This is a genomic window from Pseudomonas protegens (assembly GCF_013407925.2).
In the GTDB taxonomy this organism is placed as follows: domain Bacteria; phylum Pseudomonadota; class Gammaproteobacteria; order Pseudomonadales; family Pseudomonadaceae; genus Aquipseudomonas; species Aquipseudomonas fluorescens_AP.
The window spans coordinates 1837644-1854792 of the sequence record NZ_CP060201.1 but is presented as its reverse complement, the minus strand read 5'-3'; the positions used below and the strand labels follow the sequence as shown (position 1 = coordinate 1854792).

Here is a 17149-nt window from a genome sequence, read left to right as displayed (position 1 = left end):
TTGCGGCGGGTAGCTTGCGGCTTGTGGCTGGAGGTCTGCCATGAGTCTGGAAAACCTTTCCTGCCAGAAAAGCTTCGGCGGCTGGCATAAACGCTATAAACATCATTCCCAGGTGTTGGGCTGTGACATGGTGTTCGCGGTGTATTTGCCGCCCCAGGCGGAACAGGGCGGCAAGTTGCCGGTGCTTTACTGGTTGTCCGGCCTGACCTGCACCGACGAGAACTTCATGCAAAAGGCTGGCGCCCAACGCCTGGCGGCGGAGCTGGGCCTGATCATCGTGGCTCCGGATACCAGCCCTCGCGGCGCAGGCGTGCCCGGTGATCCGGAGGGCGCCTGGGATTTTGGCCTGGGCGCGGGGTTCTATCTGAACGCGACGCAGGAGCCCTGGGCCCAGCATTATCGGATGCATGACTATGTGGTGAACGAGCTGCCGGAACTGGTGGAGGCGCACTTTCCCGCGTCGGACAAGCGTGGGATCAGCGGGCATTCCATGGGCGGGCACGGAGCATTGGTCTGCGCGTTGCGTAATCCCGGTCGCTATCAGTCGGTTTCGGCGTTCGCGCCTATCAGTAATCCCATGGATTGCCCTTGGGGGCAGAAGGCATTTTCCCGGTATCTGGGGGAAGAGCGCTCACGCTGGCGCGAGTGGGATGCCAGCGTATTGATCGCCGAGGCCACCGAGAAGCTGCCGTTGCTGGTGGATCAGGGCGATCGTGACGATTTCCTCGCCGGCCAGCTCAAGCCTGAAGTGCTGCAGCAAGCGGCAAAGAATGCCGGGCATGAGCTGACGTTGCGCATGCAGCCCGGCTATGACCACAGCTACTTCTTTATCGCCAGCTTTATAGACGATCACTTGCGGCACCACGCACGTGCTCTTAACGCCTAATACCTGCCAAAGCAGGTAGAATCACGCCCTGACTTTTTCGGGGCGTTTTTTTATGCGTATTGGCCACGGCTACGATGTGCACCGTTTCGCTGAGGGCGACTTCATTACTTTGGGCGGTGTGCGCATTGCCCATCATTCTGGGTTGCTCGCCCACTCCGACGGGGACGTGTTGTTGCACGCGCTCAGTGATGCCCTGCTGGGCGCCGCGGCGCTGGGGGATATCGGCAAGCATTTTCCGGACACCGATCCGCAGTTCAAAGGCGCCGACAGCCGCGTCCTGCTGCGTCATGTTGTCGCGCTGATCCACGCCCAAGGCTGGAAGGTCGGCAACGTCGACAACACCATCGTCGCCCAGGCCCCGAAAATGGCGCCTCATATTGAAACCATGCGGGCCTTGATCGCCGAGGACCTGCAAGTCGAACTGGATCAAGTGAACGTGAAGGCCACCACCACCGAAAAGCTCGGTTTCGTCGGTCGCGAGGAAGGTATCGCGGTGCACTCCGTGGCCTTGTTGCTGCGCTCATGAATGAATCGCAACTGTTGGGCCCGCGGGCCTATGGCGATGCCCTGGGCCGTGCGGTGCTCAAGGCCACAGCCGAAGATTTCCAAGTCGATGAAGTGCTCGATATCCCGCTGAGCGGTGAAGGCGAGCACCTGTGGCTGTGGGTGGAAAAGCGCGGCCTGAATACCGAAGAGGCGGCGCGGCGGATTGCCAAGGCCGCCGGAGTGTCGTTGCGCACCGTGAGCTACGCCGGGCTCAAGGATCGCCAGGCGCTGACTCGCCAGTGGTTCAGCGTGCAACTGCCGGGCAAGGCTGATCCGGACCTTGGCGCGGCGGAAAACCACACCCTGAAAATCCTCAAGGCCACCCGCCACAAGCGCAAGCTGCAGCGCGGAGCCCATGCGGCCAACGGTTTTACTCTGCGTCTGACAGAGCTTACGGCGGATCATGCGGCCATCGATGAGCGTTTGCGGCAGTTCGCCCAACAGGGGATTCCCAACTATTTCGGCGCCCAGCGTTTTGGTCACGACGGCGGCAATTTGGTGGACGCCCGCGGCTGGGCCGAGCGCCAGGCTCTGCCAGAGCAGCGCAACGTGCGTTCGCGCCTGCTTTCCACGGCTCGCAGCTATCTGTTCAATCAGGTGCTGGCGGCCCGGGTGGCGGACGGCAGCTGGCAGCAGGCGCAGGTAGGTGACCTGTTGGCGTTTACCGACAGTCGCAGCTTTTTCATGGCCGGGCCCGACGAGTGCTCGGATCCGCGCCTGGCGATTCTCGACCTGCATCCCACCGGTCCGTTGTGGGGCGAGGGCGCCTCTCCGGCGGGCGGTGTGTCCCATGAGCTTGAGCAACAGATTGCCGGCCGTGAGGCGGCACTGTGTGATTGGCTGATAAAAGCCGGCATGAGCCACGAACGACGCATCCTGCGGCTGCCCATTGGCGGTTTGACGTGGCATTATCCCGAGCCTGACATTCTGCAACTGGAATTCGTCCTGCCGGCCGGGTGTTTCGCCACCGCATTGGTGCGTGAACTCGTCGATCTGGTGCCGGTGGGGCAGACGGACAGCTCATGCGTATTCTGATTTCTAACGATGATGGGGTAACCGCACCCGGTATCGCCGCGCTGCATGCTGCGCTGGCGGATTACGCCGACTGTGTGGTGATCGCACCGGACCAGGACAAAAGCGGCGCCAGCAGCTCGCTGACGCTCGACCGTCCGTTGCACCCGCATACCCTCGGCAATGGCTTCATCAGCATCAACGGCACGCCGACCGACTGTGTTCACCTGGGGCTCAACGGCCTGCTGGAACACGAGCCGGACATGGTGGTGTCGGGGATCAACCTGGGAGCCAACCTCGGGGATGACGTGCTGTACTCCGGAACGGTCGCTGCGGCCCTGGAAGGGCGCTTCCTGCAGCGTCCGGCGATTGCCTTTTCGCTGGTGTCGCGGCAGGTGGAAAACCTTGCCACGGCGGCCCATTTCGCGCGCAAGCTGGTGCAAGCCCAGGGCTTGCTGGATTTGCCACCACGGACGGTGTTGAACGTGAATATTCCCAACCTGCCACTGGATCATATTCGTGGCATACAGCTGACCCGCCTGGGTCACCGCGCGCGGGCGGCGGCGCCGATGAAGGTCGTCGATCCCCGTGGCAAGTCGGGTTACTGGATTGCCGCCGCCGGGGATGCCGAAGATGGCGGTCCGGGCACCGATTTTCATGCGGTGATGCAAGGTTACGTCTCCATCACCCCGTTGCAGCTGGATCGCACGTTCAATGACGCGTTCCGGAGCCTGGATGGCTGGTTGGAGGGGCTGCGCTGATGGCTCGTGAGCAAGACGATTTGCTGCGACGGGGAATCGGCATGACTTCCCAGCGTACCCGCGAACGCCTGATTCAACGGCTCTACGATGAAGGGCTGTCCAATCCCCAGGTGTTGGAGGTCATTCGTCGCACGCCGCGGCACCTGTTCGTAGATGAAGCGCTGGCCCATCGGGCCTACGAAGACACCGCCCTGCCGATCGGCCACAACCAGACCATCTCCCAGCCTTATATGGTGGCGCGCATGAGCGAGCTGCTGCTGGAGGCCGGTCCCCTGGACAAGGTCTTGGAGATAGGCACCGGTTCTGGCTATCAGACGGCGGTGCTGTCGCAGTTGGTGGAGCGGGTGTTTTCGGTGGAGCGGATCAAGGTCCTGCAGGACCGGGCCAAGGAGCGGTTGCAGGAGTTGAACCTGCGCAATGTGGTGTTTCGCTGGGGTGACGGTTGGGAAGGCTGGCCGGCCTTGGCGCCTTACAACGGCATCATCGTTACCGCTGTGGCCACTGATGTTCCCCAAGCGCTGCTCGACCAGCTGGCCCCGGGCGGACGCCTGGTGATTCCGGTGGGAGCAGGCGAAGTGCAGCAGTTGATGCTGATCATTCGAGAAGAACATGGTTTTGCCCGACATGTCCTGGGAGCGGTGCGCTTTGTGCCTCTGCTCAATGGGCCGCTGGCCTGAGTATTTGTTGGGGCTGGGTGAATTCTGTTTGATGGGCTGTGTCTTAGTGCCGTGTCGATCGTCAATGAGTCGGGTGGCCACCAATGGTCATTGCTGGCGACTGTGTAGTGCGCTGTGCCAGCGGTAAAGCGCGGTCGTCCAGTTATACTTGCGTCATTTCATGCCTGAGCAAGGCAATCTATATCGTCAACCACCATAAAGGGAGCGGCGGGTGAGTCTCACAGTCATTGCGCAGCGAATAGGTATATCAAGCTTTCAGCGACTGATGATTGGCCTTGTCTTGAGTTCCTTGTTGGTCGGTTGTTCCAGCACCAAGTCCAGCAGCGTGGGGGTGGTTGAGCGCAGCAATACCGCCGCGCCTCAACGCCCGACAGTCACTACCGGACAATATGTGGTGCGTCGTGGCGATACTTTGTTCTCCATTGCCTTCCGCTATGGCTGGGACTACAAGGCATTGGCCGCTCGTAACAATATTGCCGAGCCCTATACCATCCATCCTGGGCAAACCATTCGCTTCGATGGCCGCACTGGCGCAGCGCCGGCAACGGTGGTCACCAGTACCCAGTCCGGTGCTTCGTCGTCGAGCAAGACCACGGTTATTCGTCGTCCTGTTGGTACTGCAACGGCCCCCGCAACGGCTCCAGCATCGGGCACCGCAGCCCCCTCTGCCAGCAAGCCAACGCCTGCTCCGGTTACGCCTGCGGGCCCCGCACCGACAGGCTGGGGCTGGCCTTCAAATGGCGTTCTGATTGGAAAGTTTTCTTCAAACGGTAGTTTGAATAAAGGCATTGATATCGCCGGGGATTTGGGACAGCCTGTTTTAGCTGCGTCTGATGGGACGGTGGTTTACGCCGGGAGTGGCTTAAGGGGCTACGGCGAATTAGTCATCATCAAACACAACGAAACCTACGTCAGTGCTTACGGCCACAACCGCAAGCTATTGGTTCGGGAGGGACAGCAGGTCAAAGTCGGACAGACAATTGCCGAGATGGGATCAACTGGTACAGACCGGGTGAAACTGCACTTTGAGATTCGCCGACAAGGTAAACCTGTAGATCCGCTGCAATTCCTGCCACGACGTTGATCGGTTACCAGCCTGTTCCACTCACGTAGAGGGAACAGGCTCCAGCGTTGCCAAGGATTAAGGCGTCGCTTGAGCCTGAGGTCGAACTCACCAAAGGACTATAACAATGGCTCTCAGTAAAGAAGTGCCGGAGTTTGACATCGACGATGAGGTTCTCCTTATGGAGAGCAGCATCGATATGGATTCGATGTCGAATAATGAGGGGGCAACTCCACCTTCCGTTCGCGCCAAATCCAAAAGCTCCGCATCACTTAAGCAACACAAGTACATTGATTACACGCGCGCCCTTGATGCGACGCAGTTGTATCTCAATGAAATCGGTTTTTCTCCGTTGCTCTCTCCCGAAGAGGAAGTGCACTTTGCGCGTTTGTCGCAGAGTGGTGACCCGGCCGGGCGCAAACGCATGATTGAAAGTAACTTGCGACTGGTGGTGAAAATCGCCCGGCGCTATGTCAATCGTGGCCTGTCGCTGCTGGATCTGATCGAAGAGGGCAATCTCGGCCTGATCCGGGCAGTGGAGAAGTTCGACCCGGAACGCGGCTTCCGCTTTTCGACCTACGCCACCTGGTGGATTCGTCAGACCATCGAACGGGCGATCATGAATCAGACCCGCACCATTCGGCTGCCGATTCATGTGGTCAAAGAGCTCAACGTCTACCTGCGCGCCGCCCGTGAGTTGACGCAAAAACTCGATCATGAACCCTCTCCCGAAGAAATCGCCAACCTGCTGGAGAAGCCGGTGGCCGAAGTCAAACGCATGCTCGGTCTGAATGAGCGGGTTTCTTCGGTTGATGTCTCGCTGGGACCGGATTCGGATAAAACCCTGCTGGACACCCTGACGGATGACCGTCCGACGGATCCTTGTGAGCTGTTGCAGGACGACGATCTGTCACAAAGCATCGATCAATGGCTTTCCGAGCTGACTGAAAAGCAGCGTGAAGTGGTGGTTCGCCGCTTTGGCCTGCGAGGTCACGAGAGCAGCACGCTCGAAGACGTAGGCCTGGAGATCGGCCTGACCCGTGAGCGGGTTCGGCAGATTCAGGTCGAAGGGCTCAAGCGTCTGCGGGAGATCCTTGAGAAGAATGGCCTGTCCAGTGAGTCGCTGTTCCAGTAGCTTCCGGAGTTGATCTACAAGAGCCCCGATTCGTTCGGGGCTTTTTATTGGCTGAGTGTTTTGGCTCCGAGTTCTCGGATTCTGATCACAGATGGGATTACTCTTAACTCGCGTGTAAGCAATAGATTACTTTTTCGTAGGTGTTCGGTTCTCTAGTGCTTCAGGCTTGCCTAAAATGCTTTAGGCTATTTTTTATCTATTTGCTTTATAAGGATATTTTTTAATTCCTCTACTGGCATTCGACACTATTTCCCGGGACAGGTGCGATTGCTCTTATCTGGGAACTCTCTAATATCAGCCCTGTGTCGACGGATAGACACAGCCATCAAGGACGATGGTCAGGACATCGCAAGAAGCGATTCATCAGGACGATGAAAAGGAACACAGGGACTAGGGAAAAATGTGGGCGGGTCATACCGCCCCTTTTTTTTGCCTGGCGAAAAGTCCAACTGCAAGAACGCCGTTCCCAGAAACGCAAAAAGGCCCGCAAGGGGCCTTTTCAGGAACGCGAGGCAATCAGCGCTCGAGGTCTTTGATCTTGCCTTTGACGCCATCCCACTCTTCGGCATCCGGCAACGGTTCTTTCTTTTCAGTGATGTTCGGCCAGATCTCTGCCAGCTCGACGTTCAGCTGAATGAATTCCTGCATTTCTTCCGGGACTTCATCCTCGGAGAAAATAGCTACAGCGGGGCACTCAGGCTCGCACAGCGCGCAGTCAATGCACTCATCCGGGTGAATCACCAGGAAGTTCGGGCCTTCGTAAAAGCAGTCCACCGGACAGACTTCTACGCAGTCGGTGTACTTGCACTTGATGCAGTTGTCGGTGACGACGAAGGTCATTTCTAATTCTCTCCTCAGGCGGCGGCAGCGGAGCCCCAACATGACGGGGTCGCCAGGTTTGGGAGCGATAGTCTGCGAACCAGGCTAATAGTCCGCAGCATCCCAAACCGCGCGAGATTCTAACAGCTTGAAGGCGTTCGCGTTAGATGCGCGTCTTCAATGTATAGAGCATTTCCAGGGCCCGGCGTGGCGTCAGATCATCCAGATCCAGTTTGGCCAGTTCGTCCAGCACCGGATGCGGCAGGCTGGCGAACATGTCGCTTTGTTGGGGAACCGAGGTTTTACCCGGTGCTGGAGGCGCCACTTCATGGGGCAAACTGGTGGTTTCCAGACGGCTCAAGTGCTCCCTGGCGCGGCTGATGACCGCGCTGGGAACCCCGGCCAGCTGGGCTACCGCCAGGCCATAGCTCTGGCTGGCAGGTCCCGGCAGCACATGGTGCAGGAAGACGATGCGCTCGTTGTGCTCCGTGGCATTGAGGTGCACGTTGGCCACCAGCGGCTCGCTTTCCGGCAGCACCGTCAGCTCGAAGTAGTGGGTGGCGAACAGGGTGTAGGCCCGTAGCTGGGCGAGACGTTCTGCCGCAGCCCAGGCCAGGGAAAGTCCGTCGAAAGTACTGGTGCCGCGGCCCACTTCGTCCATCAGCACCAGGCTGCGCTCAGTGGCGTTGTGCAGGATGTTCGCGGTTTCGCTCATTTCCACCATGAAGGTCGAACGGCCACCGGCCAGGTCGTCGCTGGAGCCGATCCGGGTGAAGATCCGGTCCACCAGGGACAGCTCGCAGCTGGCCGCCGGGACGAAGCTGCCGATATGGGCCAGCAGCACGATCAGCGCGGTCTGGCGCATATAGGTGGATTTACCGCCCATGTTCGGACCGGTGATCACCAGCATCCGCGTGTTGTCGTCCAGATTCAGGTCGTTGGCCACAAATGGCGTGGTCAAGACTTGTTCCACCACCGGGTGACGACCCTGGGTGATACGCATGCACGGCTCGCTGACAAAGCGCGGGCAGTTGAGATCCAGGTTCAAGGCGCGCTCGGCCAGGTTGCTCAGCACATCCAGCTCCGCCAGCGCGCCAGCAGTGTCCTGCAGCGGTGGCAGATGGCTGATCAGGGTTTCCAGCAGCGCGTCGTAGAGCATCTTTTCCCGGGCCAGGGCACGGCTCTTGGCCGAAAGCGCCTTGTCTTCAAACTCCTTGAGTTCCGGTGTGATGAAGCGCTCGGCGCCTTTGAGGGTCTGTCGGCGAATGTAGTCCGCCGGAGCCTGCTCGGCCTGCTTGCTGGGCAGCTCGATGAAATAGCCATGAATGCGGTTGTAGCCGACCTTGAGATTGGCCAGGCCGGTACGGGCTTTCTCGCGGGCTTCCAGGTCGATCAGGAATTGCCCGGCGTTCTCGCTCAAGGATTGCAGCTCGTCGAGCTCGGCGTCGTAGCCGGTCTTGAGCACGCCGCCGTCGCGGATCACCGCCGGCGGGTTGTCGATGATCGCCTTGGCCAGCAGCGCAGCCAGCTCCGGATAGGTGCTGGTGGTGATCGCCAGTTGCTTGAGGTGGTCGGCTTCCAGCTCGCTCATCGCTTGTTGCAGTTCCGGCAACGCCGCCAGGGCGTCGCGCAGACGGGCCAGGTCCCGCGGACGGGCATTACGCAAGCCGATGCGCGCGAGGATCCGCTCGATATCGCCGATTTCCTTCAACTGCGGTTGCAGCCGTTCGAAGCGGTAACCGTCCAGCAAACAGGTAATGGAGGACTGACGCGCCTGCAGGACCCTGAGGTCGCGCAGCGGGCGGTTCAGCCAGCGGGTCAGCAGACGGCTGCCCATGGCGGTCTGGCAGCGATCGACCACCGATTGCAGGGTGTTGTCGCGTCCACCGGCCAGATTGGTGTCCAGCTCCAGGTTGCGGCGGCTGGCGCCGTCCAGCACCACGGTGTCGTCCAGGCGTTCATGCCGCAGGCTGCGCAGGTGGGGCAGGGCGGTACGCTGGGTTTCCTTGGCGTAGCTGAGCAGGCAACCCGCGGCGCCGATGGCCAGGGTCAGGGTCTCGCAACCAAAGCCCTTGAGGTCCTGGGTGGAGAACTGCTGGCAGAGGCTCTTGTGAGCCGAATCGCGCTCGAAATCCCAGGGCGCACGGCGCCGTACACCGCGGCGTTTTTCCGCTGGCAGGCCCTGCGGCCAGTCATCGGGGATCAGCAGTTCGACCGGATTGATCCGCTCCAGCTCGGCCAGCAGGTTTTCCCAGCCCTTGATTTCCAGGACGCTGAAGTTGCCGCTGGTGATGTCCAGCACCGCCAGGCCGAACAGGCGCTCATCGCCCAGCACGGCGGCGATCAGGTTGTCGCGGCGCTCGTCCAGCAGGGCTTCGTCGCTGACGGTGCCCGGGGTGATGATGCGCACCACCTGGCGCTCCACCGGGCCTTTGCTGGTCGCGGGGTCGCCGACCTGCTCGCAGATCACCACCGACTCGCCAAGCTTCACCAGTTTGGCCAGGTAGCCTTCAACCGAGTGGTAGGGAATGCCGCACATGGGAATCGCCTGGCCCGCCGACTGTCCGCGCGCCGTCAGGGTGATGTCCAGCAGCTTGGCGGCCTTCTTCGCGTCTTCATAGAAGATCTCGTAGAAGTCGCCCATGCGGTAGAACATCAACTGATCAGGGTGCTGGTTCTTGAGGCGCCAGTACTGCTGCATCATCGGCGTGTGGGAGGACAGATCGGAGGTATTTTTACTCATTGGTATTTAGGCGGATTCGTTGAATGGGTGAAGCAAAGGAGCGCTGGGCCCGGCTTTTTGCAGATGGCGGCAAGGTTACCATGGGCGCCCTGGGCTCGCAGGCACCAAGGCGCGACCAGGTTTGTCCGGCAAATATGCAAAACAGCATTTGTCATTGTTTAAAAGATCGAGCAATATGCGTTTTATGCAAATACGCAATGTTTCTACCGTCTTAAGAGAGCTGCTGGATCGTGATGGAATCTCCCCCACGGAGCTTCATCGCCGTACCGGTGTGCCTCAATCCACCCTCTCGCGGATTCTCAGCGGGAAGATCGTCGATCCCTCGGATAAGCACATCTCGCGGATCGCCGAATACTTCCAGGTGAGCACCGACCAGTTGCGCGGGCGCGTGGATATCGCGCCTGGCCGGACTGCGGCCCCCCGTGACGAGATTCATTCGGAACTCAAGGACATAAGCCTGTGGGACGACGACACTCCCGTCGATGACGACGAGGTATCGGTTCCCTTTCTGCGTGAGGTTGAATTGGCTGCTGGATCAGGAAGATTCGTCATCGAGGAAAGCGAGCGCGCCAGCCTGCGCTTCGGCAAGCGCAGCCTGCGGCACAACGGCGTGCAGTTCGATCAGGCCAAGTGCGTCACGGTGCGGGGCAACAGCATGTTGCCGGTGCTGCGCGATGGGGCCACGGTCGGGGTCAATGCCGGCAAATGCGCGATCGGCGACATCGTCGATGGCGACCTCTACGCCATCAACCACAACGGCCAGCTGCGAGTGAAGCAGCTGTATCGCCTGCCCACCGGGATTCGCCTGCGCAGCTTCAACCGCGATGAGCACCCGGACGAGGACTACAGCTTCCAGGAGATCCAGGAGGAGCAGATCAGCATCCTCGGTCACGTCTTCTGGTGGGGCATGTACGCCCGCTAAGCCCTCTCTGTCAGACCAAGCCCGCCACTGAGCGGGCTTTTTTTCGCCCTCGAAAAATCCTCCCACCCTGCATTTATGCGGCCTCCATGCGTCCGTGCAATTCTCGCGCATAAATAAATGCATTTACGCATTGACTGCATATGCATGAATGCATATTATCCATCTCAAGCCGTTCAACAACGGCTGCAACGACGCTCTTTAGTGGCAAAGCAAAGGCAGCGATGAACCGGCCTCGACGGTTCAGAGGGTTGGCAACTGACCCGGGTGTGCAGCGTAAAGCACCAGAAGCAGTTATCCGGCGGACAGGGTCGCGGTCGGAGGAACAATTTGAATGGGTCCGTACCGCACCAGTAGTGCCGAAAGACCAAGGTTTGCATTACTGAAAAGCCCGGGCGACCGGGCTTTTTGGAATGCCTGCCTAACGTGGGCCGCCAACAGACAGGGACCCCTTGAACCACCCTTTTCAGCTTTCTATCAACTGGCCATCTCGCTGGCCTCAATCCGCACGGGAGACGTGAATGACAAACGAGCAGCAAGCGTTGCTGGACATGCCGATCTGGCTGGTCATCGTCCTGGCGCTGGTCGGTGGCGTTTCCGGCGAAATGTGGCGCGCCGACAAGGAGGGCGCTCGTGGCTGGTCGCTGTTGCGGCGCCTGGCGCTGCGCTCTGGAGCCTGCGTGGTCTGCGGGGTCTCGGCAATCATGCTGCTGTATGCCGCCGGCGTCTCGATCTGGACCGCCTGCGCCTTCGGTTGCCTGACCGCCATGGCCGGCGCCGACGTCGCCATCGGCCTCTACGAGCGCTGGGCGGCCAAGCGCATCGGGGTATGCGAACCGCCCTCACGGGACTCGAACCCGGATCAGCGCTGATCCCGCACCGGCTCCGGCCTTCAACAAGGCTCATCGGCCCCGGCGGCTGGGCGCCTCGACCTGTTTCAGGAACAACACACATGAACGAACTGACCCAGCTAAAAGACGCCATCACGTCCACGATCAAGCAGGCGATGCCGCAACTGCACAGGGTTGAGGCCTTCCCCAAGATGCTCGAAGGCGTCACTGAACCGGCGCTCTACTTCGTGGTGACCGGCCTGGATCAGGCCGCCGACCCCGGTGATGGCCGCAGTTGCATGCGGGCCACCTTCGAGGCGCGGATACGGGTCGACCCCGAACTGGCGCAGGCGCCTATGCAGGCGGCCATTCTCGCGGCGCAGCTGCTTGAGCTGTTGCGTTGCCAGCAGTGGAACCTGGACTTTGTCGAGGGGGCAACGGCGGTGTGGGCCAAGCCTGCCGGTACGGTGGCCGATCCGACTTATCGCGCCGAGTGGATCGTGCAGTGGCAGCAGCTTATCTACCTGGGGCAGGAACAATGGCCCTGGGCCGATCAACCGCCGGGCACGCTGGTGTTGGGCTTCAGCCCCGATACCGGGCCCGGTCACGAGGGCGACTACCAGTCGCCGGAGCACATGGCGTGAGTTACGTCTCTGCAACCCACGACCGCATGATTGCCGGCCTGATCCTGCCTTGCTGCGTGGTCGGCGTGGATCTGGCGGCCGGCCTGGTGCGGGTATCCGATGGCGCCGGCTGGACCAGCGCCTGGGTACGCTGGCACAGCCAGGCCGCCGGCAAGGCCCGTCACTGGCGGGCGCCGAGCCTGGGGGAGCAGGGCGTGTTGATCAGCCCCAGCGGCGAGCCGGCCCAGGGCACTTTCGTTCCCGGCCTGTATGGCAACGCCGGTCCCCAGCCGGACAACCGCGACCACGTCGAAGTCTGGCGCTTCGAGGATGGCGGCTCGCTGGTCTATGACTGGCAGGCCAAGAGCTACAGCATCAGCCTGCCCAGCGGCACGGTGAGCATTCAGGTTGGCGCCAGTTCGGCGCAGGTCACCGACAGCAGCATTACCGGCAATGCCGCCAGCATCACCCTGACCGGTGCGATCACCTTGAATGGCGACGTGCAGATCAACGGTGGCAGCTTGACGCACAACGGGATCAACGTCGGCTCGACCCATACCCACCTTGGGGTGATGCCAGGCCCCGGGGCAACGGCCCCGCCGCAGTGATCCTTGGCCCTTATCGCCCTCACCACCCACTTGCTACCTATTACCCAAGCAACCCGCCCAGAGCGGTTTTTTTCTACCCGGAGAATGCAATGGCCACCCCCAAGAAAACCCCCGCTCGCCCAGCGGGCACCGGCGCCGTGGTGTTTCGCGACCGTCTTTACACCTCGCGTCATCTGATCCTGCCGGACGGCCGCCAATTGTCGGTGGTCCAGGGACAGGTGTCGGCCAAGGCCGGCGACCGCGTTGCCCTGGACTACCTCGCCAGCCACCCGGATCTGCAGGCACAGGAGTAAGGCCATGATCGGAATGGATCGCCGTACCGGCCTGTCGCTGTCCGGCATCGAGCATGTGCGGCAGTCCATCGAGGACATCCTGACCACGCCCCTGGGCAGCCGGCGGATGCGCCCCGAATACGGCAGCAACCTGCGCCGCTATGTCGACCTGCCGGTGACCGGCGGCTGGAAAAGCGCGGTGCAGGCCGAAGTGGCCCGGGCGCTGTTGCGCTGGGAGCCGCGGCTGAAGCTGGAACGGGTCAGCGTGGTCGCGGTGGTCGGAGGCCAGATCAGCTTTCAACTGACCGGCCAGTACCTGGGTAACAGCACGGTTTTGGAGGTGACGGCATGAGTACGTTGGACCTGTCGGCGCTGCCGGCCCCCCAGGTGCTTGAAGCCCTGGACTTCGAGGCCTTGTACCAAGGCAAGCTGGCCACCTTTCGCCGGCACATGGGCGAGAACTGGACGGCCAACCTGGAAAGCGACCCGGTGAGCAAACTGCTGGAAGTCTCGGCTTACGCTGACATGCTGCTGCGGGCCCGGGTCAACGACGCCGCCAAGGCATTGCTGCTGGCCCATGCCCAAGGCACGGACCTGGATCACCTGGCGGCCAACGTCAAACTGCAGCGCCTGGTGATCCAGGCCGGCGATCCCTTGGCGGTGCCAGCGCTGGAGGAGATCAGGGAGTCGGACGACGCCCTGCGCGAGCGCATCCAGTTGGCCTACGAAGGGCTGACCACCGCCGGGCCGCGTAACAGCTACATCCTGCATGCCCGCAATGCTTCGGCCCTGGTGGCCGATGCCGAGGCCGAAAGCCCGGCGCCGGCCCGGGTGACGGTCACGGTGCTGAGCCTGGAAGGCAACGGCACGGCCGCTCCCGAGCTGCTGGCGACAGTCGCTGCGGCCCTCAACGATGAGGACGTGCGGCCCCTGGGGGATCGGGTCACGGTGCAGAGTGCGCAAGTGTTGCCCTATCGCATCGACGCCGTGCTGCACATGAAGGGGCCAGGGCCGGAAAGTGATGCGGCCCTGGCCGAGGCCGAGCGCAGGCTGGCGGCCTGGATCAACCCACGTCGGCGCCTGGGCATCGAGGTGGCCCGTTCGGCCATCGATGCACAGTTGCATGTGGCCGGCGTGGCCCGGGTCGACCTTGCCGATTGGCAGGACATCACCCCGAGCAAAGCCCAGGCGGCGTACTGCATCGGCTACAGCGTCAAGTTGGGGAGCTGAGATGAGCAGCCTACTGCCGATCAACAGCACCCCGCTGGAGCGCGCCCTGGAGGCGGCCGGTAGCGGTGACAGCGCCATCATGCTGCGCACTCTGTACGACCCGGCGACCTGCCCGGTGCACCTGCTGCCGCAACTGGCCTGGGCCTGGTCGGTGGATCGCTGGGATCCGGGCTGGAGCGAGACGGTCAAGCGCAACGCCATTCGCGCCTCCTACTTCATCCACGCCCGCAAAGGCACCCTCGGTGCACTGCGGCGAGTGGTGGAACCGCTGGGCTACCTGATCGAAGTGGTCGAATGGTGGCAGACAGTCCCTGAAGGCGAACCGGCTACCTTTGCCCTGAAAGTTGGCGTTCTGGACACCGGTATCACCGAACAGATGTACCAGGAGCTGACCCGGCTGATCGACGACGCCAGACCGGTCAGCCGGCACATGACCGGCCTGGCCATCAGCCTGGAAACCTCTGGAGTGATTGGTTACGGCGCCTACGTGGATCAAGGCGAAGTGCTCGACGTTTATCCCCCGACACCCCGCGACATTGAAGTGACCGGTCGTTATGGCCAGGTCATGTGTATTGATGAAACAGACACCCTGGATGTGTACTCATGATTGATTCCAACAGTCAGTTCTTCGCCATTCTCACGGCGGTGGGCGAGGCGAAACAGGCCAACGCCACGGCCCTGGGCACGCCCTGGACCTTCAAGGAAATGGCGGTCGGCGATGCCAACGGCACCGACCCCATCCCGAACCGGGCTCAGACCAAGCTGATCAACGAATGGCGCCGCGCCCCGGTCAACCAGGTGCGCACCGACCCGGCCAACCCCAACATCATCATCACCGAGCAAGTGATCCCACCTGATGTCGGCGGACGCTGGATCCGCGAGATCGGCCTGTTCGACGCCGACGGCGACCTGGTGGCAGTGGCCAACTGCGCCCCGAGCTTCAAGCCCCTGCTGGCCCAGGGCACCGGCAAGACCCAAGTCATCCGCATGAACTTCATCGTCGCCAACACCGCGCAGATCGTGTTGAAGATCGATCCGGCGGTGGTCCTGGCCACCCGCGAGTATGTCGATAGTGCGGTGATCGAGGCCCTGGCCAAGCTGGACTTCAAGCACTCGGCGCTGGTGGCCACCACCGCCAACATCGCCTTGAGCGGGATTCAGGCCATCGACGGCGTGCTGCTGCCGGCCGATGCCCGGGTACTGGTGAAAAACCAGGCCCAGGCCAAGGACAACGGGCTGTATGTGGTGTCGTCGACGGGCGTCTGGACCCGAGCCCAGGATGCGGACACCAGCCTGGAGGTCACCCCCGGGCTGTTCGTCAGCATCGAGAAGGGCACGGTCAACGGCGACAGCGTCTGGCAGTTGGTCACCGACGGGCCGATTGTCCTCGGCACCACGCCGCTGGCCTTCGAGATGGCCATAGGGCGAACCGGTATCAGTGCGGGCTCCTATGCCAACGTCACGGTCGACAAGTACGGCCGGGTGATCGCCGGGACCAACCCGAGCACCCTGGCCGGGCATGGCATTACCGACACCTACACCAAGGCCGAGATCGAGTCGATTGTGGCCCAGTCGTCATCGTTGCCGGTGGGCTCGATGGTGGCGTTTCCCAGAGCCAGCGTGCCGCCGGGGTTTCTGGAGATTGATGGCAGTGTGCAGAGCATTGCTGCCTACCCAGACCTTGCGGCGTACCTGGGGACCACCTTCAACAAGGGTGACGAGGGGGCGGGAAACTTCCGCTTGCCCGAGTCCCGGGGTGAGTTTTTGCGCGGGTGGGATCATGGGCGTGGAGCAGATGCTGGTCGAAATATTGGAAGCTATCAAAATTACGATTTACAAGGGCATAAACACCGCACTGTCGTTGCATTTACAGATCCGGCCGTAGCTGCTGCGGCCCTTGATGGCACTGAGTTGACAACGACCGTAGCAACGCAGGGGTATGGTTCAACGACTTCATACCGGTCGCTTACGGGCCTTACAGGTGGCACTGAAACTCGTCCACGTAACCTCGCGGTGATGTGGTGCATCAAGGCGTGGAGCGCGCCCATCAATCAGGGAAATATCGACGTAGCGGCGCTGGTAAAGGAACTGGCAGCACTCAAGTCTGCGCACCCTGTCGGCGCCATCATTCCATTTCCCAAGGCTGAGGTTCCAGCGGGCTACCTTGAACTCAACGGTAGCGTGCACAGTATTGCCGCTTATCCAGATCTCGCCGCGTATCTGGGAACCACTTTCAACAAGGGCGATGAGGGCGCAGGTAACTTTCGCCTGCCCGAGTCGCGGGGTGAGTTCCTGCGTGGTTGGGATCATGGGCGTGGTGTGGATGCAGGGCGAGCGCTTGGCACCTATCAAGCGTCGATGTCAAACACGTTATCTAAAGTCAGAATGGAGGGGGGGTATGACATCGGAACCTACATGGATATGTCGATTCCAGATGATGGCACATGGTCTAAGAAGCTGGCGTATGACTGGTCCGGACATGGCCTGAAGTTAGCGAACTCCGGTAGTGAAACCCGCCCGTGCAACTTGGCGGTGATGTGGTGCATCAAGGCGTGGAGCGCGCCAGTTAATCAGGGAAACATCGATGTTGCGGCTCTTGCCCCGCTGGCGGCCCAGGCTACTGAGATCAATCAGGGCACGGCAAAAGTCTCAACCACTGCGCAAATGCTTGATAGCGCGAACGATTTTGTCCTTGCAACACCGAAGAAGCTGCGGTGGGGCTTCTCAATTAGCCTCGCGACGAATGGATACATTGCGTTTCCTTCCTGGCTCGGTGGTCTGATTATTCAGTGGGGCGCGGCAACATCATCCGGAACCGCTGCAGATAATATCTCGGTGTCAATGCCAATCGCCTGGCCGACTGGTTCTCTCGCAGAAGTTGCCACGGTGGTGGGTAATGCCATTGGTAATTACACGGTTACACGAGGGGCAATGACTTCAAACTCGATGAAAATGACAGCTTCGCTCAATGGCTCATTCGCAAACGGTGTAGCTGTTCGTTGGATAGCGCTGGGCAGTTAAGGAGT

Annotated in this window: 18 protein-coding genes; 16 read left to right on the top strand and 2 right to left on the bottom strand. The window is 61.1% G+C overall.

The genetic code is table 11. The annotated features are described in order from the left end of the window. Nucleotides 1-40 precede the first annotated feature (40 nt). The 7 genes from fghA to rpoS all read left to right on the top strand — a co-directional run bounded on the left by fghA (nt 41) and on the right by rpoS (nt 6079). Nucleotides 41-886, top strand: a complete 846-nt coding sequence (gene fghA, locus GGI48_RS08795; RefSeq protein WP_047302061.1) for an S-formylglutathione hydrolase — start codon at nt 41-43, stop codon at nt 884-886. A 52-nt stretch (nt 887-938) separates the two neighbouring features. Further along, nucleotides 939-1412, top strand: coding sequence for a 2-C-methyl-D-erythritol 2,4-cyclodiphosphate synthase (ispF, locus tag GGI48_RS08790; protein ID WP_016964680.1), 474 nt, complete (start codon nt 939-941; stop codon nt 1410-1412). Next, the gene (gene truD, locus GGI48_RS08785) at nt 1409-2467 is read left to right on the top strand and encodes a tRNA pseudouridine(13) synthase TruD (protein WP_179597889.1); all 1059 of its coding nucleotides are present in this window, start codon (nt 1409-1411) and stop codon (nt 2465-2467) included. The genes ispF and truD overlap by 4 nt, the downstream gene beginning before the upstream one ends. Beyond that, the gene (gene surE / locus GGI48_RS08780; protein WP_047302063.1) at nt 2455-3204 is read left to right on the top strand and encodes a 5'/3'-nucleotidase SurE; all 750 of its coding nucleotides are present in this window, start codon (nt 2455-2457) and stop codon (nt 3202-3204) included. The genes truD and surE overlap by 13 nt, the downstream gene beginning before the upstream one ends. Nucleotides 3205-3245: 41 nt before the next feature. Then, complete coding sequence (locus GGI48_RS08775) at nt 3246-3881, top strand: protein-L-isoaspartate(D-aspartate) O-methyltransferase (RefSeq protein ID WP_173655928.1); 636 nt, start codon at nt 3246-3248, stop codon at nt 3879-3881. A 211-nt stretch (nt 3882-4092) separates the two neighbouring features. Further along, a complete protein-coding gene (locus GGI48_RS08770; RefSeq protein ID WP_016964676.1) occupies nt 4093-4965 on the top strand; it encodes a peptidoglycan DD-metalloendopeptidase family protein in 873 nt (290 codons plus the stop codon). Nucleotides 4966-5071: 106 nt separating this feature from the next. Then, a complete protein-coding gene (gene rpoS / locus GGI48_RS08765) occupies nt 5072-6079 on the top strand; it encodes an RNA polymerase sigma factor RpoS (protein ID WP_016964675.1) in 1008 nt (335 codons plus the stop codon). Between the two features lie 516 nt (nt 6080-6595). On the opposite strand, the gene fdxA is transcribed toward rpoS, so the two are convergent. After that, the gene (gene fdxA, locus GGI48_RS08760) at nt 6596-6919 is read right to left on the bottom strand and encodes a ferredoxin FdxA (protein ID WP_016964674.1); all 324 of its coding nucleotides are present in this window, start codon (nt 6917-6919) and stop codon (nt 6596-6598) included. Nucleotides 6920-7061: 142 nt separating this feature from the next. Beyond that, nucleotides 7062-9641 (bottom strand): DNA mismatch repair protein MutS, encoded by a 2580-nt coding sequence (gene mutS, locus GGI48_RS08755; protein WP_179597887.1) that lies wholly within the window; start codon nt 9639-9641, stop codon nt 7062-7064. 175 nt (nt 9642-9816) lie between these two features. Between mutS and GGI48_RS08750 the strand changes: the two genes are divergently transcribed. From GGI48_RS08750 to GGI48_RS31150, 9 genes are all read left to right on the top strand, one after another. After that, the gene (locus GGI48_RS08750) at nt 9817-10563 is read left to right on the top strand and encodes a helix-turn-helix transcriptional regulator (protein WP_016964672.1); all 747 of its coding nucleotides are present in this window, start codon (nt 9817-9819) and stop codon (nt 10561-10563) included. Nucleotides 10564-11081: 518 nt separating this feature from the next. Continuing rightward, entirely contained in the window at nt 11082-11432 is a 351-nt protein-coding gene (locus GGI48_RS08745) for a phage holin family protein (protein WP_016967167.1), read from the top strand. Nucleotides 11433-11512: 80 nt separating this feature from the next. After that, nucleotides 11513-12034 (top strand): hypothetical protein, encoded by a 522-nt coding sequence (locus tag GGI48_RS08740; protein ID WP_179597885.1) that lies wholly within the window; start codon nt 11513-11515, stop codon nt 12032-12034. After that, a complete protein-coding gene (locus GGI48_RS08735) occupies nt 12031-12621 on the top strand; it encodes a phage baseplate assembly protein V (protein ID WP_179597883.1) in 591 nt (196 codons plus the stop codon). Before GGI48_RS08740 ends, GGI48_RS08735 begins: the two co-directional genes overlap by 4 nt. 89 nt (nt 12622-12710) lie before the next feature. After that, on the top strand, nt 12711-12914 hold the full coding sequence (locus tag GGI48_RS08730) for a hypothetical protein (protein WP_179597881.1): 204 nt from the start codon (nt 12711-12713) through the stop codon (nt 12912-12914). A 4-nt stretch (nt 12915-12918) separates the two neighbouring features. Continuing rightward, complete coding sequence (locus GGI48_RS08725) at nt 12919-13245, top strand: GPW/gp25 family protein (RefSeq protein WP_016965340.1); 327 nt, start codon at nt 12919-12921, stop codon at nt 13243-13245. Beyond that, nucleotides 13242-14123 (top strand): baseplate J/gp47 family protein, encoded by an 882-nt coding sequence (locus GGI48_RS08720; RefSeq protein ID WP_179597879.1) that lies wholly within the window; start codon nt 13242-13244, stop codon nt 14121-14123. Before GGI48_RS08725 ends, GGI48_RS08720 begins: the two co-directional genes overlap by 4 nt. Nucleotide 14124: 1 nt before the next feature. Next, complete coding sequence (locus GGI48_RS08715) at nt 14125-14730, top strand: phage tail protein I (protein ID WP_179597877.1); 606 nt, start codon at nt 14125-14127, stop codon at nt 14728-14730. Beyond that, nucleotides 14727-17144, top strand: coding sequence for a phage tail protein (locus GGI48_RS31150; protein WP_260620641.1), 2418 nt, complete (start codon nt 14727-14729; stop codon nt 17142-17144). Before GGI48_RS08715 ends, GGI48_RS31150 begins: the two co-directional genes overlap by 4 nt. The last annotated feature ends 5 nt before the right edge of the window (nt 17145-17149 follow it).